At 63.4% G+C, this 22,145-nt stretch carries 17 protein-coding genes; 12 read left to right on the forward strand and 5 right to left on the reverse strand.

Going from position 1 to position 22,145, the window contains the following annotated elements; genetic code table 11:
- Positions 1-30: 30 nt before the first annotated feature.
- Both recN and GGR36_RS07090 read right to left on the reverse strand, forming a co-directional pair.
- Complete coding sequence (recN, locus tag GGR36_RS07085; protein ID WP_183633507.1) at positions 31-1,698, reverse strand: DNA repair protein RecN; 1,668 nt, start codon at positions 1,696-1,698, stop codon at positions 31-33.
- Positions 1,699-1,708: 10 nt separating this feature from the next.
- A complete protein-coding gene (locus tag GGR36_RS07090; RefSeq protein WP_183633509.1) occupies positions 1,709-2,593 on the reverse strand; it encodes an NAD kinase in 885 nt (294 codons plus the stop codon).
- A 105-nt stretch (positions 2,594-2,698) separates the two neighbouring features.
- On the opposite strand from GGR36_RS07090, the gene hrcA reads away from it, so the two are divergent.
- Genes hrcA through GGR36_RS07105 form a run of 3 tightly spaced genes read left to right on the forward strand, consistent with a single transcriptional unit; the run spans position 2,699 to position 5,209 of the window.
- The gene (gene hrcA, locus GGR36_RS07095; RefSeq protein ID WP_183633511.1) at positions 2,699-3,748 is read left to right on the forward strand and encodes a heat-inducible transcriptional repressor HrcA; all 1,050 of its coding nucleotides are present in this window, start codon (positions 2,699-2,701) and stop codon (positions 3,746-3,748) included.
- A 13-nt stretch (positions 3,749-3,761) separates the two neighbouring features.
- On the forward strand, positions 3,762-4,859 hold the full coding sequence (gene hemH, locus GGR36_RS07100) for a ferrochelatase (RefSeq protein WP_183633513.1): 1,098 nt from the start codon (positions 3,762-3,764) through the stop codon (positions 4,857-4,859).
- The gene (locus GGR36_RS07105; RefSeq protein ID WP_183633515.1) at positions 4,856-5,209 is read left to right on the forward strand and encodes a phage holin family protein; all 354 of its coding nucleotides are present in this window, start codon (positions 4,856-4,858) and stop codon (positions 5,207-5,209) included. Before hemH ends, GGR36_RS07105 begins: the two co-directional genes overlap by 4 nt.
- Before the next feature lie 51 nt (positions 5,210-5,260).
- Here GGR36_RS07105 and GGR36_RS22245 read toward each other — a convergent pair whose 3' ends face one another.
- On the reverse strand, positions 5,261-5,788 hold the full coding sequence (locus tag GGR36_RS22245) for an AP2 domain-containing protein (RefSeq protein WP_183633517.1): 528 nt from the start codon (positions 5,786-5,788) through the stop codon (positions 5,261-5,263).
- Positions 5,789-6,145: 357 nt separating this feature from the next.
- Here GGR36_RS22245 and GGR36_RS07115 point away from each other — a divergent pair, with 357 nt between their 5' ends.
- A complete protein-coding gene (locus tag GGR36_RS07115) occupies positions 6,146-7,165 on the forward strand; it encodes a hypothetical protein (RefSeq protein WP_221229502.1) in 1,020 nt (339 codons plus the stop codon).
- A gap of 38 nt (positions 7,166-7,203) precedes the next feature.
- Here the strand turns inward: GGR36_RS07115 and GGR36_RS07120 are convergent, their stop codons facing one another.
- The gene (locus GGR36_RS07120; protein ID WP_183633521.1) at positions 7,204-8,568 is read right to left on the reverse strand and encodes a protein kinase domain-containing protein; all 1,365 of its coding nucleotides are present in this window, start codon (positions 8,566-8,568) and stop codon (positions 7,204-7,206) included.
- Between the two features lie 119 nt (positions 8,569-8,687).
- On the opposite strand from GGR36_RS07120, the gene grpE reads away from it, so the two are divergent.
- The 7 genes from grpE to GGR36_RS07155 all read left to right on the forward strand — a co-directional run bounded on the left by grpE (position 8,688) and on the right by GGR36_RS07155 (position 19,377).
- Positions 8,688-9,260 carry a nucleotide exchange factor GrpE gene (grpE, locus tag GGR36_RS07125; RefSeq protein ID WP_183633523.1) on the forward strand — a complete coding sequence of 191 codons (573 nt, stop codon included), beginning with the start codon at positions 8,688-8,690 and terminating at the stop codon, positions 9,258-9,260.
- A 132-nt stretch (positions 9,261-9,392) separates the two neighbouring features.
- Entirely contained in the window at positions 9,393-11,333 is a 1,941-nt protein-coding gene (dnaK, locus tag GGR36_RS07130; RefSeq protein ID WP_183633525.1) for a molecular chaperone DnaK, read from the forward strand.
- A gap of 80 nt (positions 11,334-11,413) precedes the next feature.
- Entirely contained in the window at positions 11,414-12,559 is a 1,146-nt protein-coding gene (gene dnaJ / locus GGR36_RS07135) for a molecular chaperone DnaJ (protein WP_183633527.1), read from the forward strand.
- Between the two features lie 461 nt (positions 12,560-13,020).
- Positions 13,021-14,274: an ABC transporter substrate-binding protein gene (locus GGR36_RS07140; RefSeq protein WP_183633529.1), complete on the forward strand. Its 1,254-nt coding sequence runs from the start codon at positions 13,021-13,023 to the stop codon at positions 14,272-14,274.
- Positions 14,275-14,297: 23 nt separating this feature from the next.
- Entirely contained in the window at positions 14,298-15,422 is a 1,125-nt protein-coding gene (locus GGR36_RS07145; protein ID WP_183633531.1) for an ABC transporter substrate-binding protein, read from the forward strand.
- A 172-nt stretch (positions 15,423-15,594) separates the two neighbouring features.
- Positions 15,595-18,090 (forward strand): alkaline phosphatase D family protein, encoded by a 2,496-nt coding sequence (locus GGR36_RS07150; RefSeq protein ID WP_183633533.1) that lies wholly within the window; start codon positions 15,595-15,597, stop codon positions 18,088-18,090.
- Positions 18,091-18,261: 171 nt separating this feature from the next.
- Entirely contained in the window at positions 18,262-19,377 is a 1,116-nt protein-coding gene (locus tag GGR36_RS07155; protein ID WP_183633535.1) for a beta-ketoacyl-ACP synthase III, read from the forward strand.
- 60 nt (positions 19,378-19,437) lie between these two features.
- Here GGR36_RS07155 and cysS read toward each other — a convergent pair whose 3' ends face one another.
- Positions 19,438-20,817 carry a cysteine--tRNA ligase gene (gene cysS / locus GGR36_RS07160; protein WP_183633537.1) on the reverse strand — a complete coding sequence of 460 codons (1,380 nt, stop codon included), beginning with the start codon at positions 20,815-20,817 and terminating at the stop codon, positions 19,438-19,440.
- Positions 20,818-20,941: 124 nt separating this feature from the next.
- On the opposite strand from cysS, the gene GGR36_RS07165 reads away from it, so the two are divergent.
- Positions 20,942-22,075 carry a nuclear transport factor 2 family protein gene (locus GGR36_RS07165; protein WP_183633538.1) on the forward strand — a complete coding sequence of 378 codons (1,134 nt, stop codon included), beginning with the start codon at positions 20,942-20,944 and terminating at the stop codon, positions 22,073-22,075.
- Positions 22,076-22,145: the final 70 nt, after the last annotated feature.

Genomic DNA, 22,145 nt, shown 5'->3' on the forward strand with positions numbered 1-22,145 from the left:
TTGATTGTCGACAGACTCCGGGCGTCTGCGTCAGCTTCCGACTTGCTCGACGCCGAGCATTTCCGCAGCGTGGCTGCGGGTTGTATCGGTGATGCGTTCGCCGCCAAGCATGCGCGCGATCTCCTCGATTCGCGCGGCCGGGTCGAGTACTGCGACCCGCGACAAGGTCGCGCCGCCAACGGTTTCCTTCGATATCTGCCACTGCCAGTCTGCGCGGGCCGCCACCTGCGGCAGATGGGTCACGCACAGCACCTGACAGCGCCGCCCGAGTTCCCGTAAGCGCCGCCCGACCACTTCGGCGACACGCCCGCCGATGCCCACATCGACTTCGTCAAACACCAGGGTCGGCACCGCCTGCGCTTCACTTGCGATCACCTGGATGGCGAGCCCGATGCGCGACAGCTCACCACCGGAAGCAACCTTGGCGAGCGGTCGCGGTTCCTGGTGCGGGTTCGCCGCGACAAGGAAATCGACAACCTCCAAACCATGAATTGTCCCTGGATCTGCCGCAGACAGCCCGATCTCGAAGCGCCCGCCGGCCATCGCCAGTTCCTGCATGGCGTCCGTCACCTGCGCACCGAGGGTCCGCGCCGCGCGGCGACGCTGTTCCGAGAGGCGCGACGCCAATTCGCGGTAACGCGCGGCGACCTCGGCCTCGGCCAGTTCAAGCAATTGCAGATCAGACGCACGCTCAATGGCAGCGAGTCGCGTACGCCACGCATCCACCAACCCCAGAATCTCGTCGGGCGACACCCGGTATTTGCGCGAAAACTGGGTCACCGCTCCGATCCGGCGTTCGCACTCGGCAAGCGCTTCCGGATCCAGTTCAAGTCGGTCGCGGTAGCGACGCAGTTCCGCCACTGCCTCACCGAGCTGAATGCCCGCGCCTGCGATCAGTTCGGCAATGGGCGACAGTTGCGCATCGAATCGCGCCAATTCAGCGAGCCGCCCAGCGAGGCGCTCGACCTCGGTCGCAATGGCGGGTTCGTCCTCGTCCAGCGAGGCCAGCGCGGCGCCTGCACCGTCGATCAGCCCGGCGGCGTGCGCAAGGCGTTGATGGCTTTCGTTGGTCTGCTGCCAACCCGCCGGGTCGAATGCCAGCGCCTCCGCCTCGTTCAGTTGCCACACCAGCATTTCGCGCTCGCGTGCCGATGCTTCGCCCTGCGTGACCGCCTCTTCCCGCTCGCGTTTGGCTTGCTGCCAGGCTCGCCAGGCCTGAGCCACATCGCGCGCCAGCAGCGTTGAGCCGGCATGCGTATCGAGCAGTTCGCGCTGCGCGTCGCTGCGCAGCAGGGCCTGATGTGCGTGCTGACCGTGGATATCGGCCACCAGTTCGCCCAGTGCCTTCAATTGCGCCGCCGTGACCGGCGATCCGTTCACGTAGGCGCGCGAACGTCCGCCCGATTCCACGATGCGGCGCACCAGCAGGATTTCGTCGGGCGCGATGTCGTTGTCGGCCAACCAGGCATGAACACCGCCGCCGTCGACAAATTCAAAGGTTCCAGCAATTTCCGCCCGCTCGCAGCCGGCGCGCACCATTGCGCTGTCAGCCCGATCGCCCAACAGCAAGGACAACGCATCGAGCAGGATTGACTTGCCCGCACCGGTCTCGCCGGTGAGCGCACCGAAGCCCTCGGAGAATTCCAGGTCAAGGCGGTCCACCAGGACGAAGTCGCGGATCGTCAGACGACGCAGCACAATATTTCCTTCAGGGCAGGCGCGGCGCGGCACTCCAGTGGAGTTTCTCGCGCAGGATCGAGTAGTAGCTGTAGCCCGGCGGGTGCAGCAGGGTGACCACATGGTCGGAGCGCCAGATGCGTATGCGGTCTCCGGAGCGGGCATCAAAGCGCGACTGGCCGTCGAAGTGCACACGGGCGTCATGCGGTGGCAGCACCACGATTTCGATGCGGCAATCGTCGGATACCGTGATCGGGCGATGCGTCAGCGCATGCGGGCAAAGCGGCACAAGCGCGATCCCGGTGACGCCTGGATGCAGGATCGGCCCGTTGGCAGACATCGCATAGGCAGTCGAGCCCGTCGGCGTGCACACGATGATGCCGTCGGAACGCTGGCGATAAACGAACTCACCGTCCAGATGGAGTTCAAATTCCATCAAACGGCCGATTTCACCCTTGCTGACCACCGCGTCGTTGAGCGCCATCGTGTGGAAGACCCGCTCGCCGGCACGCACCACTTCCGCTTCGAGCAGCATCCGGGTGTCTCGCCGCGCCCGTCCATCGAGGATTGCGCCGACATGCTCAAGCATCTCCTCGCGCGGGATGTCAGTCAGGAATCCCAGTCGCCCCTGGTTCACGCCGGCCAGCGGGACACCGTGACTGGCGAGACGCCGCGCAGCGGTAAGCAAGGTGCCATCACCGCCCAGAACGATCGCGAGGTCGGCACGTGCGCCGATCTCGTCGAAGGCAGCGACCCGGAATTGGCCGCCGATGCCGGTGGCGCTGGCAGTACCCTGCTCGATCAGGACTTCGCAGCCACGCTCGCGCAAGAAGAGCGCGAGTCGCAGCACCGCATCCGAAACCTCCGGACTCAGGTACTTGCCGATCAGGGCGATGGTCTTGAAACCGTCGTTCATGGAGCCAATTTAACCACAAGGCAGGTGCCGGCAGCGTTGCAGCGCCCTGCGCTCGATTTGCCCAGCTGCGTTGCGATCGAATGAATTTTCCCTAGAATGGCCGACATGGAATCCAGCCCGGTGAATCAGTCACTCGACCAACGTGCCCAGATCCTCCTCAAGGCACTGGTGGAACGTTACATTGCAGATGGCCAGCCGGTCGGCTCGCGGGCCTTGTCCAAGTCCTCGGGACTCGAACTCTCGCCGGCGACCATACGTAATGTGATGGCCGACCTCGAAGAGTTCGGCCTGGTCGCCAGCCCGCACACTTCGGCCGGACGCGTCCCGACCGCGAAGGGGTACCGGCTGTTCGTCGATAGCCTGCTCACCGTGCAGCCCCTGCAGCACGACCAACTGCGGGAACTGGAACACCAGTTGCAGCCAGACCAGCCCCAGCGTGTCATTACGGCGGCCTCGCACCTGTTGTCGGAGCTCACCCGTTTTGCCGGCGTCGTGGTGACGGCACGCAAGACCGCCACCCGGATCCGCCAGCTTGAATTCGTAGGGCTGTCGGATCGCAGGATCCTGCTGATCATCGTGACCCAGTCGGGCGACGTGCAGAACCGCATCCTGCTGACCCAGCGCCCCTACTCCACTGACGAACTGACCCGCGCAACCAACTTCCTGAACCAGCATTTCGCCGGCCTTGAGTTCGACGAGATCCGCGACCGTATCCGTGAAGAACTGGTGCAGTTGCGCGAGGACATGTCAGACCTGATGTCCGCCGCGATATCGGCCGGGCAGGAAGCCTTCACCGAAAGCAGTGGCTCGTCGTACGTGCTAAGCGGCGAGCGCAACCTGCTCGAGGTCGAGGAACTGTCGTCAAACATGGGCCGTCTGCGCGATCTGTTCCGCCTCTTCGAACAGAAGACCGGCCTGCTCCAGTTGCTGGATGTTTCGCGTAACGCGCAGGGCATGCAGATCTTCATCGGCGGCGAATCGGGCATCGCACCGCTCGACGACTGCACGGTGGTGACCGCCCCGTTCAAGGTCGACGGTCAGGTCGTCGGTTCGCTTGGCGTGATCGGCCCGACCCGGATGGCCTACGAACGCGTCATTCCCATCGTGGATATCACCGCCCGCCTGCTTTCCAGCGCGCTGACTCCGCCCAACTGAGGCCTTCGTTCACATGTCCCGTTTTCGCCCTGAACCGGCGTTCCGCCACGGCGTAGCACCGAGAATCGGTGTGCTGCTCGTCAACCTCGGGACGCCCGACGCGCCAACGCCCAGTGCGCTGCGCCGCTACCTCAAGCAGTTTCTTTCGGACGATCGGGTGGTGGAGATCCCGAAACCACTGTGGTGGCTGATCCTCAACGGGATCATCCTGAATACTCGCCCGAAGAAATCCGCGCACAAATACGAGAGCGTGTGGGATCGCGAGGGTTCGCCACTGGCAGTGCACACAAAACGCCAGGCCAAACTGGTCCGGGGCTATCTCGGCCAGGCCGGCCACCCTGGCGTCGAGGTGTTGCATGCGATGCGTTACGGCAACCCCTCGGTAGGCACCCAACTCGATGCGCTGCGCGCTGCAGGCTGTGACCGCATCCTGATCGTGCCGCTCTATCCGCAATACGCCGGCAGTACCACCGGTTCGGTCGCCGACGCACTGGCGGACTGGATGCGCAGGTGTCGCAACTTGCCCGAGCTGCGGATGCTGCGCGCCTTTGCCGGTGACGCCGGCTACATCGATGCGATCGCAGCGAGCGTGCGTGAGCACTGGCAGCGCAATGGCCGCGCCGATCGACTGGTGATCAGCTTTCACGGGGTGCCCCGTTACACCCTCGACCGTGGCGACCCCTACCACTGCGAGTGCCACAAGACCGCGCGGCTGATCGCCGAGCGCCTCGCGCTGACGCCGGAACAATACTTCGTTACCTTTCAGTCACGTTTCGGTCGAGCCGAGTGGCTTCAGCCCTATACCGAACCGACCTTGCAGGCGCTCGCCCGCGAAGGCGTGAAGAAGGTGGACGTGATTTGCCCCGGCTTTGTCGCGGACTGCCTGGAAACACTGGAAGAAATCGCGATCGAATGCCACCAGGCTTTCATCGCTGCCGGCGGAAAGGACTTCAGCTACATCCCCTGCCTCAACGAGCGCGACGACTGGATACGCGCCCTCGTGAATCTGGTCGAACGCCAGGCGAGCGACTGGCTGGCATCGCCCGCGCCCGACGCCGCAACACTCGAACGCAGTGCCAAGCGGGCGAACGCACTCGGAGCGAAAACATGATCGTGAATCGGCTTGCCCAGTGGGCACTCAACACCGTGGCGCTGATGCTTGTGCCCGAAATCGTGAGCAGCATTTCGGTAAAGAGCTGGACTGCGGCCTTGCTGTTCGCACTGCTGCTAGGGCTGGTGAACGCATCGATCAAGCCGCTGTTGCTGCTGATCACACTGCCGATCAGCGTGCTGACGCTCGGCATCTTTGCACTCGTCATCAATGCGCTGGCGTTCTGGGCCGTGGCAGGCCTGATCGGCGGCATCGTCGTGCCGACTTTTTGGGCCGCCTTCTGGGGCGCGCTCCTCTACAGCGTGTTGTGCACGCTGGTCAGCGCGGCTTTGTCCGAGCCGCGCCGATGACAAGGGACTTTCACAAGGCGCCGGCAACGCACGGCGCCTTGTGTCGGTCGATCAGGCGGATCTACGTGCGCCTTCTGCGCTCGCAGCGCGACGACGCGCCGGCTTGCGCCTGACGGCACCAGGATCGAACTCGCCTTCAAGCTTCTTCAGCGCGTCCTTGCGTGCCTTCAAGGCCATCTTGAATGCACCGTCCTCGCCGTATTTCTTGACTGAAAACTTCACGCGCTTGCGACGGCCATCCGGCAGCGGCCACGAGGCCACCCAGAACCACCGTTGCTTTTCTTCCGGCATGTCCCGCGTTTCCGATGCGCAGTAGCGGCAGACGCCGACCACGCCCGAGCGGTTGTTCTTTTTCACGATGTTCGAGTATTCGCGCATCGAGAACGGCGGATGCTCGGCGATCACTTCGTCCCGATACGCCTTTGCGGCGTTGAAGGACTTCGTTTTCCCACCGTGCACCCCGTCACTGAAGTGCTTGCGGTAAATAACTCCCCGCCGCTGGATGGTCACCAGCCAGCCATGGGTGCGGCTGACCTCGTTGTCCACCCGGCTGATCCCATAAACGCTGCTTCGGGCCACGACATTCCTCCATTGGGTTGCTTCTACTACGGCGGCGATAAGGGGGTTTTCGGCCGCGTTTCACAAAACTTTAGCGTGTCAAGCAGATCTGCTTCTTTCCGCTCCTGACCGGGCGTCGTCCCCCCGTCTGGCCCTCAAGGCGATCCTCGATCAAGCCGCTACAACACCCAGGCGATACAGCCTGGCCGGCCTGCCCGGACCTCACGCAAGGAGCGACATATGAAGATCACTGCATCGGACGTGGCCTTGGCCTCGTCCCACGACGCTTGGCGCGCACTTGAAACGGATACGCATCTGCGGGCTTGGGTCGACGCACGCCGCAACGGCGCCACCGGCACCAGCGGTTTCAACGCCGACTTGCACGAACACGCGCGGGTAGTGCTCTCCGATTCGGCCCGCACCCAACTGCGGCTCAGCCAGCAAGACCGCGGCCAACGGCCGCCAGCGCAATTGCCGGCCGACACGACGGCCCACGGCCAGACTGACACGGCGAGCGTCAAGCCTGCCGATGACAAGTCAGACCCCGGATTGCCAAAGGAGTTGCAGATCCTCAAGGACATCATCGAGGCGATGACCGGACGGAAGGTCCAGTTCTTCACCAGTGCGGACCTCACGGGCGCGGCACCGGGCGACGCGACTTCATCCTCCGATGCCTCCACGCCCCCGGCTGCGGCGGGCAGTCAGGCTCAGGGTGCGGCGCCGCAGCGCGCTGGCTGGGGCATCGAATTCACATCAAAGCAGGTCAGCGAGGAGTACGAACGCACCAGCTTCTCGGCAAAGGGCAGCGTGTCGCTTGCAGACGGCCGCTCCGTCACGTTCGACCTGTCGCTTTCGATGGAACGGTATCAACGGCAGGAAACGAGCGTATCGATCTCGGCCGGCGACCCACCAGTGAAGGACCCGATCGTGCTACAGCTCGACCGATCGACGATTTCGGCAACTGGCGAGAGCATCCGGTTCGATCTATCCGGCACGGGCAGCACGGACAAGCTGCCGTTGCTGACCGGGGCGGCCTATCTGGCGCTGGACCGGAACGGCAACGGCAAAATCGACAACGGCACCGAACTGTTCGGCCCGCAGACCAGTGACGGTTTCGGCGAGTTGGCCAACCTCGATACGGATGGCAACGGCTGGATCGATGAAGCCGACGCTGCCTATTCAGCCCTCAGGCTGTGGCAGCCTGCATCGCAAGGACAAGGCACCCTCGAGACACTGCAGCAGGCGGGCGTGGGCGCGCTCTACCTCGGCAGTACCGCAACGCCGTTCACGTTGAAGGACGGCGCCAACAATACCCTCGGGGCCGTACGCGCCAGCGGGGTGTATCTGAAGGAAAGTGGAGAGGTGGCGGCCATCCAGCAGATCGACGTCGCGGCCTGAGGCGCGGCCTGAGTCTCAGCCTCAGGCTGCGCCCGCGATCAGTTGCCGACCAGCTGCAGTTCGAAACCTGCGGGCGCCCCGCCCGCCCCGCGGGTTGCGGCCTCACCGCTCTTGGACTGTTGCCGCATCGCAGCGGCGAGCCGCCGCATCGCGAGCGTGGTCAGCCGCGAGCGGAAGTGATCGGTACACTCTTCCGACGCCAGCACCAGCGCAGCAGGGTTGATTTCCAGGTAGGTCACCGGCGTCAGCGTTACGACGGTGGCGATCTGCTTCTTGTCGAGTTCATCGAGGAAGGCGCTTTCGCCGAACACCTCACCCGGCCCATACTCTGCAACCCTGCGGCCCTCGATCGACAGTTCGACTCGCCCCTCGATCAGCACACAGAAACGCGCATCGCCACTGCCCTCGGTGATCAAGGTGGTGAGTTGCTCGCACTGGCGCCACTTGCCGATTCGCAACGCCTCCCACACCTCGACGTCGTCGAATTCGGTAAAGAAATTCAGGCGCCGCAACTGGCCAAAGTGGGAGTTGTCTTCGACGTGCTCGTTCTCGTCGTAAATCTTGTAGCGGACGGCAGACAGATCCTTCGCCATTTCCGCGCCATTCTTGTAGCGGGAGTAAAGATCCTTCTCCAGCGCCTTGCGAATCACCGGCTCCATCGTTTCCGGCACGGCCGGATTGAGCAGCACCACCGAGGGCGGATCAGCGTTGATGATGCGGTAGACCAGTTGCGCCGGGTTCTTGGCGCGGAACGGCAAGCGCCCGGTGAGCATGTGGAATAGCACCACGCCCAGCGAGTACAGATCGGTCTTCTGGTTGAGCGGGTAGGACTTCACCTGTTCGGGCGACATGTAGGCGGGCGAGCCCACGCCCATGATGAAAGTCGAATCCTCTTCGCTCTGCTTCTTGATGTTCAGGGCCAGACCGAAGTCGGTGATCTTCACGTTGTCCTGGTCGTCCACCAGGATGTTGGCCGGCTTGATGTCGCGATGGATGATGCCGTTCTTGTAGGCGTAATCCAGCGCCATGCAGCACTTGAAGATGATGCTGACGACGCGATGCATCGGCAGCAGGTTGTCGAAGGTGCAATAGCGCTCGAGCGAATAACCCTCGAAAAACTCCATCACCACGTAAGCCTGGTCGGCTTCGATCACCGTTTCGAAGATCCGGATGATGTTCGGGTGGTTGAGTCGCTTCGATACGGCTTCTTCCGCACGCAGCAGCTTGAGCAGGCGCCGGTTCCACTTGGCCTGGTCTTTCGCCTTGTCGTTGAAGCTGATGTGCTTGAGCGCGATCGGCTCTGGATAGAAGGGGTTTTCCGCCAGATAGACGATAGCCGTGGCGCCACGCCCGATCTCGCGGATGATTCGGTACTTCCCTATCCGTTCCGGCATTGCCGCCATGAAACCCCCCGTCAACAGCGTGCATGTTAGCGGCTGTACCGATTCGCCACAAACCGCACTTGAAATCCCGCTTATACGCCCCACATGCTGGCAAAGTCGCCATCAGGGAGTTCAAAGACATGCAGGAAAATCCGTCCGCTCAGCAACCAGAGCTCGAAGAAACCCCGGTTACCGAGGTCTCGCCCGAAGCGGCAAGCGCTGAAGCCGCCGAATCAGCGCAGGTTGATACCTTGCCGAGCCTGGAAGAACAGCTGCGCCAGACCGAACTTAAGCTCGCGGAACATCATGACGCCTGGTTGCGCGCCAAGGCCGAGACTGAAAACGTGCGCCGTCGTGCAGCGGAAGACATCCAGAAGGCCTCGAAGTTCGCGATCGAGAAGTTCGCCACCGAGCTGCTGCCGGTGAAGGACAGCCTGGAGCAGACCTTGGCGGTCGCGAATCCGACTCTCGAAACGATCCGCGAAGGTGTTGAGCTGACTTTGCGTAACCTCGCTCGCGCCTTCGAGCGCGGCAACCTGACCGAACTCGACCCGGTGGGCGCGAAGTTCGATCCGCATCAGCATCAAGCCATGAGCATGGTTGAGTCCGACCAGCCGGCGAATACCGTCGTACAGGTCTTCCAGAAGGGCTACCTGATCGAAGGTCGCGTTGTACGCCCGGCGATGGTCGCTGTTTCCAAGGGTCAGGGCTGATTCGTCGCCGCGCGCACGAATCCGAACAATGAACCGCGAGTGGTTCGCAGGGCCTTGAAAGGCCGCGACAAGACCCCACTTCGATAACAGGTTTGAAGTCACACCACAGAATTCGGAAAGGACAACACGAACATGGGCAAGATCATCGGTATCGACCTGGGTACGACCAACAGCTGCGTCGCCATCATGGAAGGCGGCACGCCGAAAGTCATCGAAAACTCCGAAGGTGCACGCACGACGCCGTCGATCGTGGCCTACATGGAAGAAGGCGAGATCCTCTGCGGCGCGCCGGCCAAGCGCCAGGCTGTCACCAACGCCAAGAACACCCTCTACGCGGTGAAGCGCCTGATCGGCCGCCGCTTCGAGGAAAAGGAAGTGCAGAAGGACATCTCGCTGATGCCCTACGCCATCACCAAGGCCGACAACGGTGACGCCTGGGTGGAAGTGCGCGGCAAGAAGATGGCCCCGCCGCAGATTTCCGCCGAAGTCCTGCGCAAGATGAAGAAGACGGCCGAGGACTACCTCGGTGAAGAAGTGACCGAAGCCGTCATCACCGTGCCGGCCTACTTCAACGACAGTCAGCGCCAGGCGACCAAGGACGCCGGCCGCATCGCCGGCCTTGAGGTGAAGCGCATCATCAACGAGCCGACCGCGGCCGCCCTCGCCTTCGGCATGGACAAGGTTTCGGGCAAGGACAAGAAGATTGCCGTGTTCGACCTTGGCGGCGGCACCTTCGATATCTCGATTATCGAGATCGCAGACGTCGACGGCGACAAGCAGTTTGAAGTGCTGGCCACCAACGGCGACACCTTCCTCGGCGGCGAGGACTTCGATCAGCGCGTGATCGACTACATCGTCGAAGAGTTCAAGAAGCAGAACGGCATCGACCTGTCGAAGGATGCGATTGCGCTGCAACGCATCAAGGCTGCGGCTGAACGCGCCAAGATCGAGCTGTCGTCGGGCCAGCAGACCGAAATCAACGAGCCGTACATCACGATGGCCAACGGTGCGCCGTGCCACCTCGCGATGAAGATCACCCGCGCCAAGTTCGAATCTCTGGTCGAGGAACTGGTCGATGCGACCATTGAGCCCTGCCGCAAGGCGCTCAAGGATGCTGGCCTGAAGGTCACCGACATCGACGACGTGATCCTTGTCGGCGGCCAGACCCGCATGCCCAAGGTGCAGGAAAAGGTGCGCGAGTTCTTCGGCAAGGAACCGCGCAAGGACGTGAACCCGGACGAAGCCGTGGCTGTTGGCGCGGCGATCCAGGGTGGCGTGCTGCAAGGCGAAGTGAAGGATGTGCTGCTGCTCGACGTCTGCCCGCTCACCCTGGGTATCGAAACCCTGGGCGGCGTGATGACCCCGCTGATCAAGCGCAACACCACGATCCCGACCAAGGCGCAGCAGGTATTCTCGACCGCGGACGACAACCAGACCGCAGTGACGATCCATGTGCTGCAGGGCGAGCGCGAAATGGCCTCGGCCAACAAGAGCCTCGGCCAGTTCAACCTGTCCGACATCCCGCCGGCGCCGCGCGGCATGCCACAGATCGAAGTGACCTTCGACATCGACGCCAACGGCATCCTGCATGTGTCGGCCAAGGACAAGGCCACCAACAAGGAAGCCAAGATCACCATCAAGGCCAACTCGGGCCTGTCGGATGAAGAAGTCCAGAAGATGGTAAACGACGCCGCCGCGCACGCCGAGGATGATCGCAAGGCACGCGAATTGATCGACGCCCGCAACCAGTGCGATGCGCTGATTCACACCGCCAAGAAGGCCATCCAGGAACACGGTGACAAGGTCTCGGCCGACGAAAAGGCCAAGATCGAGACCGCGATCAAGGAAGCCGAGGAAGCGATCAAGGGCACCGACAAGGAAGACATCGAAGCCAAGGCGCAGGCCCTGGCACTCGCGAGCCAGACGCTGGGCGAGAAGATGTACTCGCAGACCGCCGACGCGGGTGCGGGTGCCGGCGCAGCAGGCGCAGGGGCGCATGCCGGCGCGGGCGCCAAGCCGGCCGACGACAATGTCGTGGATGCCGAGTTCACCGAGGTCAAAGACAAGAAGTAATCCGCAACAACGCGAAGGCGTGAAGGGCGCAAAGGATCGCATCGCGTCCTTTGCGCCTTTGCGTTAGAGGAAAAGAACAGATGGCCAAAAGGGATTATTACGACGTACTGGGGGTCAACCGCGACGCCAGCGACGAGGACATCAAGAAGTCCTATCGCAAGCTCGCGATGAAGTTCCACCCGGACCGCAACCCCGACGACAAGAGCGCCGAAGAGAAATTCAAGGAGGCCAAAGAGGCCTACGAAGTGCTCTCGGACGGCAACAAGCGCGCTGCGTATGACCGCTACGGGCATGCTGGCGTGGATCCGTCCGCTGCGGGCGGACCCGGCGGCTTCGGCGGCGGCGCAGGCTTCGAGGGCTTTTCCGATGCCTTCGGCGGCATCTTCGACGAGATCTTCGGTGGCGGCCGTGGCGGTGGCGGCGGTGGGCGTTCGAATGTCTATCGTGGCGCCGACCTGCGCTACAACCTTGAAATCTCGCTGGAAGAGGCGGCGCGCGGTGCCGAAAAGACGATCCGCATTCCGCTCATGGAAGAGTGCGAGATCTGCCACGGCTCGGGCGCCAAGCCCGGCACGCAACCCAAGACCTGCCCCACCTGCGGTGGCGCCGGTCAGGTGCGCATGCAGCAAGGCTTCTTCTCGATCCAGCAGACTTGCCCGAAGTGCCATGGCTCCGGCCGGCACATCTCTGACCCCTGCGGCAGCTGCCATGGCGCCGGCCGCGTGAAGAAGCAGAAGACACTGGAAGTGAAGATCCCGGCCGGTATCGACGACGGCATGCGCCTGCGCCATGCCGGCTACGGTGAGCCGGGCGTAAACGGGGGCCCCCCAGGCGACCTTTATGTCGAGATCCACGTCCGCGAGCACCAGGTCTTCCAGCGCGACCACGACGACCTGCATTGCGAGATGCCGATCGGTTTCGCCACCGCGGCGCTGGGCGGCGAGATTGCCATTCCGACGCTGGACGGCGCCGCCAACCTGAAGATCCCGCCAGAGACTCAAAGCGGGAAGGTGTTCCGCCTGCGCGGCAAGGGCATCCGCAACGTGCGTTCGGGCCACCCAGGCGATCTGCTCTGCCATGTCGTGGTCGAAACGCCCGTCAACCTGAACGAACGCCAGCGCGAACTGCTGCGGGAATTCGAAGAGTTGGCTCAGGTCGACGCTGCCAAGCAGACACCACGCGCCAAGGGCTGGATGGACAAGGTTCGTGAGTTCTTCAGTGACTGAATGACTTAGTCTGCAGACCGTACAAAGGGGCTTCTTCGGAAGCCCCTTTTCATTGCCCCAACAAGTCTGCAGCCGGCTGCGCTCTCTGGCATGAGATCCGTGCAATCGCACCGTTCATGACGGAACGATTGCAAAGTACCCATGGAAGATTTAGGGTTAACCCGCTTCGGGTTTTCCTGTAGCACATAACAATGCATGGCGCGAACGACAAGCGACCAGCAGATCACACACAAAAAGGAGATAACGGTGAGCGCTCACTTCCATTGGCGACCTTCGCGGGTCGCCACGCGGCTTCATCTGTTGCATTTGGCCCCCGCACGACGATAGCGCCGCGCGCCAGGCCATTCGGCCAACACGACACCCCTACTCAGCCCGGCAATCGACGACCCCGAGTGGAATCGCCGATAGCCCTGCCTTGCCTGCGGCCAAGCCGAGGCAACATAACGACTGGACTACGCACTATGAGACATGCCCGAATCACAAGCGGCGTCGCGGCGATTGCCCTGACCCTCGCGGCAGCGGCAGCGCGCGCCACCGACATCGAGGTTCTGCACTGGTGGACCTCCGGCGGCGAAGCCCGCGCCCTTGCCGAGCTGACCAAGAAGCTCGAAGCCTCCGGACATCGCTGGCGTGATTTTTCCGTCGCCGGCGGAGGCGGCGACAACGCGATGCTCTTGCTCAAGACGCGCGTCGTTTCCGGCTATCCCCCGATGGCGGCGCAGATCAAGGGTCCCGAGATCCGTGAATGGGCCGAGGAAGGCCTGCTCGCTGACATTGGCGATGTCGCCAAGGCAGGCAACTGGGACGCCACCCTCCCGACCGTCGTCGCCAACGCCATGAAGTACGAAGGTCGCTACGTCGCCGCGCCGGTGAACGTGCACCGCGTCAACTGGATGTGGATCAACCCTGAAGTACTCAAGAAGTCGGGCGTCGAACCCCCCGCCACCTGGGACGCCCTGATTTCCTCAGCCGACAGCATCCGCAAGGCAGGTTTCGTGCCGATTGCGCACGGCGGCCAGCCCTGGCAGGACTTCACGCTGTTTGAATCGGTGGCGCTTGGCGTCGGCGGTGCGGATTTCTACCGTCGCGCATTTGTCTCGCTCGAAGCTGCAACGATCCAGAGCCCAACCATGATCAAGGCGCTCGACACCTTCAAGGCGCTGCGCAAGCTCATCGACGCTGGCGCCAACAACCGCGAGTGGAGTGCCGCCACCGCCATGGTCATCAATGGCAAAGCCGCCGTGCAGTTTATGGGCGACTGGGCCAAGGGCGAGTTCGCCAAGGCCGGCAAGCAGCCCGGCCGCGATTACCTGTGCCTGCCGGCGCCAGGCACCGACAAGACGTACACCTACAACATCGACAGCTTTGCCTTCTTCCGCCAGCGTCAGGACGATGCGCGCAAGGCCCAGGCTGATCTGGCGAACGCGTTGATGGGCGCCGAGTTCCAGGAAAACTTCAATCTCGCCAAGGGTTCGATCCCGGCCCGCACCAACGCCCGCATGGACCGTTTCGACGACTGCGCCAAGCGCTCGGCAGAAGACTTCCGCGCGACCGCGCAGAGCGGTGGCCTGGTGCCCTCGGTCGCCCACCGCATGGCTGCGCCGGAGGCCGTTCAGGCTGCCATGCAGAGCGCGGTTTCGAGCTTCTTCAACGATCCGGGCATGAGCTCGCGCGACGCCCAAGCGCGCCTGCTGCAAGCCATCGCCCAACGCTGATCCGCACGCGAAAGAACACGAACATGCTCAAGAAGATATCCGTCCGCCTCGTCAAGGCGGCTACAACTCTGGCGCTCGCGGGCGCCGCATCGCTGGCCAGTGCGGACATCACCGTGCTGCAGATCGTCCCGCTCACCGGCCCCTACGGCGGCATCGGCTGGCACATGCAGGTCGGCGCGCAGGTCGCCCTCTCTGATCTGAATGCGCGTGGCGGCATCGGAGGGCAGAAGGTGCGCCTGGTGACCGCCAACCAGGAGCCCGGAGATGTGGGCAAGCAGGCCCGCGCGCTGATCGACAAGCACTCGCCGGTTGCCGTGCTCGGGGTTGTGGGCGAAGACAGCGTCCAGCAAGTCCTCGATAGTCGTGTGCTCGACGACAGCGGTCTGGCCTTGGTGGGGCCGCGCGTCGGTGCATCGAGTCTGGCCAGCGGCTCGAAGATGCTGTTTCTCACACGCCCGAGTTTCACCTTCGAAATCGCACGGGTGCTCAAGCATTACGCGACCAGCGGCATGCGCAATGTCGGTATCGTGTATGAGGACAACGGTTCCGGGCGTGAAGCCTGGGCCGCGGCATCCAGCGAAGCACCGGCGCTCGGCGTAAAGATCAGCGGCGTATCCTATCTGGCAGGTTCGGCGATGGTCGATCAGGCGGTCACCAAGATGCTCGCCGCGCAACCCCAGGCCATTGTCCTCGCCTCACAAACAGCCGGGGCCGCAGCGTTCATCCAGCGCTTTCGTGCTCAGGGCGGAACAGCCCAGCTGACCGCGCTATCCTTGGTCGAGGGTGCCCACCTCGCCCGCGTGATCGGCAAGAAGGCCGCCCACGGGGTATCGGTCATGGAAGCCGCCCCGAACACGCTCAACGAGTCCGTGCCGCTGGTGCGCGACTTCCGGGCCGGCTACCAGAAATTTGGCCCGAACGACGTCGAGCCGAGTCAGGCGATGATGGAATCCTATGTCGCCGCGCGCACGCTGATCGAGGGTCTCAAGCGCGCTAACGGCAGCAAGAGCAAGCTGCCCGCTGCGCTCAGCGCGCTCGATCACTTCGACCTTGGCGGCGTCAGCGTCACATTTGCCGGCGCCAAGCGTGCCGGTCTGGAATTTGCCGAAATGGCGGTGATCGACCGCCAGGGTCGCGTCATCCGGTAAGGCCCCACGCGACTGCACGCGCCCCGCTGGTCGGGCCGCGTGCAGTACGCGTGTGCACAAGTTGCCTGTCGCCTTCCGACAAGTCATTTGCAGGTAACCTCACCACCATACGCTTGCGTATTTTGGCGCGCGCCGATGGTCGGCCGCGTACAAGTGAATCGGGGGCGTGGCGATGGATCGACGTAGTTTTCTGCGGAACAGCGGTTTCTGGACGGCTTCAGTGGCTTTGGGCGGGCTTGCGGCCTGCGGCAGTAACGAAGACAGCCCTGCGACCCCTGCGCCCCAGCCCGCAACCGGCTCGAACTGGCAGTTCCCGCAGAGCGTCGCCTCCGGTGACCCGCGCGCTGACGGCATCCTGCTGTGGACGCGCGTCATACCTGCAAGCGCTGACGCCGTTGCGAGCGCTCCGGGCGCTGGCGATTTCTCGATCCGGCTGATCGTTACTGCGGCCGACAACGCTGCGCTGATCGGCACCACCATCGCACTCACCGGCGCCCTTGCAGTCGATAGCAACATCGCTGTCTATGCACGCTATGACCACACCCTCCGCAACAAGGTGAGCGGACTCAAGGCGAACACCGAATATTTCTACCAGTTCGTCGCCGGCGATATCCGTTCTCGCGTCGGCCGTTTCCGCACTGCGCCAGCAGCCGGTGCCGACGTAGCCGAGCTGCGCTTCGCCTTCATCACTTGTCAGGACTGGACCGTCAATCACTGGGCTGGCTTCGAATCCCTCGCGAACGAGAACATCGACTTCGTCGTTCACCTCGGCGATTACATCTATGAAACGGTAGGCGAAGCCTTCCAGAGTGGCGCCGTCGAAACCCGCCATGATGCGCTCGTACTGCCGGACGGCGCCTTCAAGTCCGGCACCAGCGGCGCGAAGTACGCTACAACGCTGGCCGACTACCGCTATCTCTACAAGAAGTACCGTACCGACCGCCGTCTGCAGGCCCTGCATGAGCGCATGCCCTTCATCGCCACGTGGGACGACCACGAGTTCTCGGACGACTGCTGGCAGGACGCCGAGACCTACGACAACGGCACCTACGATGCCGGCACCGGTACTGGCGACAACACCCACCAGACCGACCGCCGCCGCAGCGCCAACCGCGCGTGGTTCGAGTTCATGCCAGCCGACGTGGCGTACGACGAAACCACTACGTCTTTCTCGAATGTGCGCATCTATCGCGACCTGCCCTTTGGCAAGCTGGCGCACTTCGTGGTTACCGACGAGCGTCTGTACCGCGCCGATCACGTCATCCCCGAAGCAACCCCGGGCACCGGTGGCACCCCGCTCGGATCGGTGGGCGCCCGCTACTTCGTCCCGGCCGACATGATCGCTGCCGCCGAAGCCAGCAAGATGAGCAAGGTGGCCGCCGGTAGCGACTCGCTGGCACCGGTCTCAATGCTCGGCACCACCCAGCGCGATTGGTGGAAAAAGACCATGAGCGCATCGCCCGCCACCTGGAAGCTGTGGTGCAACGAAGTATCCCTGTTGCGCATGGGGCTGGATGGAACGGCCGCGGTGGCGACGCTGCTGTCGCTGTTGTCGGTCGGCACGCTCACCACCAACATCACCACCGCGGCAGGCACGCTCGGCGGTGACGTCGCCCAAGCCTCCGCTCTGGTCGCAGCGACGACCGCCGGCGCGGACAAGACGGTCGCTACGACGGCGGCGGCGGCAATTGCAGCGGCGATCGGCGCATCGGGTGATCCCGTTGCCGCCGCAACGTCCGCCGGTCTCACGACCACTCAGGCCAATCTCGCCGTCACCGCATACCGCGCCTCTGCCGCGGCAAGCGGGGCGAGTGCACAGGCAACCGCTGGCGCACAGGTGATCGCGTTCGGCTACATGAAGCCGGACATCATCGCCAAGGGCGCGGCTTCGAGCTTTGTCGGTGGCCTGGCAGGCGCACTCGCCCCCTACTTCACCCGATTCCTGCTCAACTGCGACCAGTGGGACGGCTACAACGCCGAGCGCAAGCACCTGATGGCGCACCTGAAAACCAACAGCATCCGCAATGTGGTCGGCCTTACCGGCGACCTGCATTCCTTCCATGCCGGCACGGTCAGCGACGACTTTGACGCGACTGGCGCTGGCACGCCGGTGATGGTCGATTTCGTCACCGCCGGAATGAGCTCCGACTCTTGGTTCAAGTACTTCACCGACGCGACCACCGGCTCGTTGCTGTCGACGCTGGTGTTCTCGCCGCTCTCTGTGGCCGTAAGTGGCGTAGGCACGATCGACATCAACTTCAACGTGTTCGACTACACCTTGCAACGCAGTGCGCCGACGCTCGACCAGCTTGCCGAACAGGCACGCTTGCCGATTCGCCGTGCGCTCGGCGCGAAGGGCGTCACCGAGGCCGATCTCGATGCGAAGACCAATGAGGCACTCGCAACGCTCAAGTCCACGCCGGCGTTCTCCGGCAACCTGCTCGGCCTGGCGACGCAGCTCGCCAGCCTCAACAGCAATCCGTGGATCAAGCACATGGTCAGCGACGCGCAGGGGTACTCGCTGGTCACACTCAAGCCCGACGGCATGAGCTGCGTGTTCCGCCAGCTCAATCCGCTGGTCGGCACCACCGCGCCGACAACGGCGGTCGCGTCCAGCACCAGCTTTACCGTGGCGCGCGACGTGGTGGCCGTGACACGAGTCAGCTGAGCATCGGGTGGCCAGCCGCCGGGTGGGTTGCTCCCCCGCCGGCTGCCCCGGCCGGCGGCGGCACTTCCGGCTTGCGCCCGTCAAGCGTGTCCCGGGTTCCTTGACCGGAGGGGCGGCCCATACGCCAGCGAATGTGCTACCTTCCCGCAACTTATCGGTAAAGGTAGCTTCATGACCGACGTCGTCATCCGCGCGACCGGGCTCTTCACGCCGTCGCAAACCATCAGCAACGAAGAACTCGTTGCTGCATTCAATACCTACGTTGCCCGCTACAACGCTGAACACGCGGCCAGGATCGCTGCCGGCGAGATCGCGGCGCTGGTCGAATCCAGCGCTGAGTTCATCGAAAAGGCGTCGGGCATCAAGCAACGGTATGTGCTCGACAAGGCCGGCGTGCTCGACCCGGCGCGCATGTATCCGCGATTTGCACCGCGCCCGGATGACGCGCTGTCGCTTGAAGCCGAAATCGGTGTCGCGGCCGCTCGCGAAGCCTTGGCCCGGGCGGGACGTGATGTGGCGGATGTCGACGCGGTGATCTGCGCCGCCTCGAACATGCAGCGTCCCTACCCTGCGATGGCGGTCGAGATCCAGCACGCGCTGGGCATCAAGGGTTTTGCGTTCGACATGAACGTGGCCTGCTCCTCCGCCACCTTCGGCATCGAACAGGCCGCCAATGCGGTGCGGAGCGGCAGCGCTCGCTCGGTGCTGGTTGTAAATCCGGAAATCTGCTCAGCACATCTGGAATGGCGTGATCGTGACTGCCACTTCATCTTCGGCGACGTGGCGACCGCAATTCTCGTCGAGCGCGCCGACATGGGCGATGGCGGCTGGGCAATTCTCGGCACCAAGCTGGCGACCAGCTTCTCGAACAATATCCGCAACAACGCGGGCTTCCTGAACCGCTGCGAAGACACGCCGGCCGACGCGCGCGACAAGCTCTTCCGCCAGGAGGGGCGCAAGGTGTTCAAGGAAGTCTGCCCGATGGCAGCAGAACACATCGGCACCCACCTTGCTGCACTGGGCCGCACCCCCGCTGGCGTGCGCCGCTTCTGGTTGCATCAGGCAAACCTCTCGATGAACCAGTTGATCGCGCGCCGCCTGCTCGAGCGTGACGCCACGTTCGATGAGGCGCCGGTAATTCTCGACCAGTATGCAAACACGGCATCGGCCGGCTCGATCATTGCGTTCCACCTGAATCACGAGGATCTGACGGAAGGTGATCTGGGCGTGATCTGCTCGTTCGGTGCCGGCTACTCGATTGGTAGCGTGGTGATCCAGCGGCGCTAAGCCTGCAGGCAACAAAAAAGGGGCGGCCCGGAGCCGCCCTTTTTTATTCCCGCAACCGAACTAGGCGCGGCGCCAAGTAGTGCCCTGTGCGGAATCTTCCAGCACCACGCCGGCGGCCTTGAGTTCGTCGCGAATCCGGTCAGATTCTGCGAAGTTCTTCGCCTTCTTCGCGGCAGCACGATCGGCAATCAATTGCTCAATGGCCGCGGCGCTCAGGCCATCCGACGAGGTCGCGCCCTGCAGGAAGGCGACTGGATCGCGCTGTAGAAGCCCCAACACGCCGGCCAACGCCTTGAGCAAGCCCGCAACCTTGGGGTCGCGCCCGCGCTGCGCCTCACCCGCCAGTTCGAACAGCACTGCCACGGCTTCGGAGGTGTTGAAGTCGTCATCCATCGCCGCCTTGAAGCGCGCCGCATGAGCATCATTCCAGTCGATCGTGACATCCGCTGCCGGCACGTCGCGCAGCGCGGTGTAAAGGCGCGTCAGTGCCTGCTTCGCATCTGCCAGGAGATCCGGCGAGTAGTTGATCTGGCTGCGGTAGTGCGAGCGCACCACGAGGAAACGAATCACTTCGCCGTCGTAATGCTTGAGCGCCTCGCGAATCGTGAAGAAGTTGCCGAGGGACTTGGACATCTTCTCGTTGTCCACCCGCAGCGCGCCGGCGTGCATCCAGACGTTGGCCAGCGTGCAATTGTGCGCGCCTTCGCTCTGCGCGATTTCGTTCTCGTGGTGCGGGAACGGCAGATCTGGACCGCCACCATGAATGTCCAGCGTCTTGCCAAGGATCGCGCTGCTCATTGCCGAGCACTCGATATGCCAACCCGGGCGCCCCTTGCCCCAGCGCGACGACCATTTCGTATCGGCCGGCTCGGTTTCCTTCGCTGCTTTCCACAGCACGAAATCCAGCGGATCACGCTTGGACGAATCCACCGCAACGCGCTCGCCGGCGCGCAAATCATCCAGCGACTTGCCCGAGAGCTTTCCGTAGCCCGGGAACTTGCGCACGGCAAAGTTCACGTCGCCATCGTCCGCCTGGTAGGCCAGCCCGTTCGATTCCAGCGTTTCGATGATCTCGAGCATCTGCGGCACGTACTCGGTCGCGCGCGGCTCAAGATCGGGACGCGCGATGCCGAGCGCGCCGAAGTCCGCGTTCATTTCAGCGACCATGCGCTCGGTCAGCGCGGCAATCGGTTCGCCATTTTCCTGGGCACGGCGGATGATCTTGTCGTCGATGTCGGTGATGTTGCGCACGTACGTCAATTCATACCCGGACGCCCGCAACCAGCGCTGCACGACATCGAACCCCAGAAAACAGCGCGCGTGCCCCAGGTGACAAAGGTCGTACACGGTCATGCCGCAGACGTACATGCGCACCTTGCCGGGTTCGATCGGGGTAAAGGGCTGCTTCTGGCGAGTAAGAGAGTTGTAGATCGTGAGCATCAGTCGTGTCCGTTGGAAGGCCGCCCTAAGAGGCGGTCGCCGCGGCCCCCGCGTTGCGGGGCTTGTTGATAGAATGGTGGGCTAGAACAGGCGCGTCGCGCCTTGCTCGCAGGATGTTAGCACAATGACTTTTCGCCCTTTCCGCCCCAATCTGACCGCACTTGCCGTCGCCGCACTGACGTTCTTCGCGGTTCCCGCATTGGCGGAGCCGACGCTTCCGGAAGTACAGGCACTCATGAAGCAAGGGCAATTGCCGGCCGCGCTGGAAAAGGTGGACCAGATCCTGGCCGTAAAGCCCAAGGATCCCCAGGCACGATTCACGAAGGGCATCATCCTGACCGAGATGAACCGGCTGAACGATGCGGCGGTCGTCTATCAGAAGCTTTCCGAAGACTTCCCCGAACTGCCCGAGCCCTACAACAACCTGGCGGTCATCTACGCGTCGCAACGCCAGTACGAAAAAGCCAAGGCTGCGCTCGAACTGGCGATCCGCACCCATCCCGCCTACGCGACGGCACACGAAAACCTCGGCGATGTTTACGCCAAACTCGCGAGTCAGGCTTACGACAAAGCCTTGCAACTGGATTCCGCCAACACGCAGGCGCAGACGAAGCTTGCCTTGATCCGCGATCTGATGGGTGGCGCCACCCGCAATGCGCGGACAGTGCCGGCAACAAAGCCGGTGCAGATTGCCTCGGCAACGCCGGCCGCTCCGCAACCGGCGCCACAGGTAAAACAGGCTGAGCCTGCTCCGGTTGCAAAGGCGACCCCGCCTGCGCCCACTCCCAAGACCGAGCCCGCCAAGGCCCCGCCGGAAGCCAAGCCCGAACCCGCGAAGGCGGCACCGCCGGCCAAACCGGCTCCGATCGCGAAGGCCGAAGCGCCAAGCGCCGACAAGAAACCGAAATCGGACGACAAGGCGGAAGCCGATGTACGCAAGTCGGTACAAAGCTGGGCCAGCGCCTGGTCGCGCAAGGACGTCAAGGCTTACCTCGGCCACTACGCCCGCGATTTCAAGACGCCCGGCGGCGTTCCCCGCAAGACTTGGGAAAGCGAACGCGAGGCGCGCTTGACCAAACCCGGGCCGATCAGCGTCAGCGCCGACAACATCGTGGTCAAGATCGCGAACGACGAGGCGACGGTGCGCTTCCGCCAGTCCTACGACTCGGCAAATCTGAAAACGGCCACGACCAAGACGCTCGTCATGGTGCGTCATGACGGCCGCTGGCAGATCCAGCAGGAACGGGTCGGCGGTTGATGTACGGGTTCGCACGCCGCGCCGCGCAACTTGCGCTGATCGTAGGCACGTGGTGTATCCCGCTTGCTTT

The sequence above is a fragment of the Niveibacterium umoris genome (assembly GCF_014197015.1).
GTDB lineage: Bacteria > Pseudomonadota > Gammaproteobacteria > Burkholderiales > Rhodocyclaceae > Niveibacterium > Niveibacterium umoris.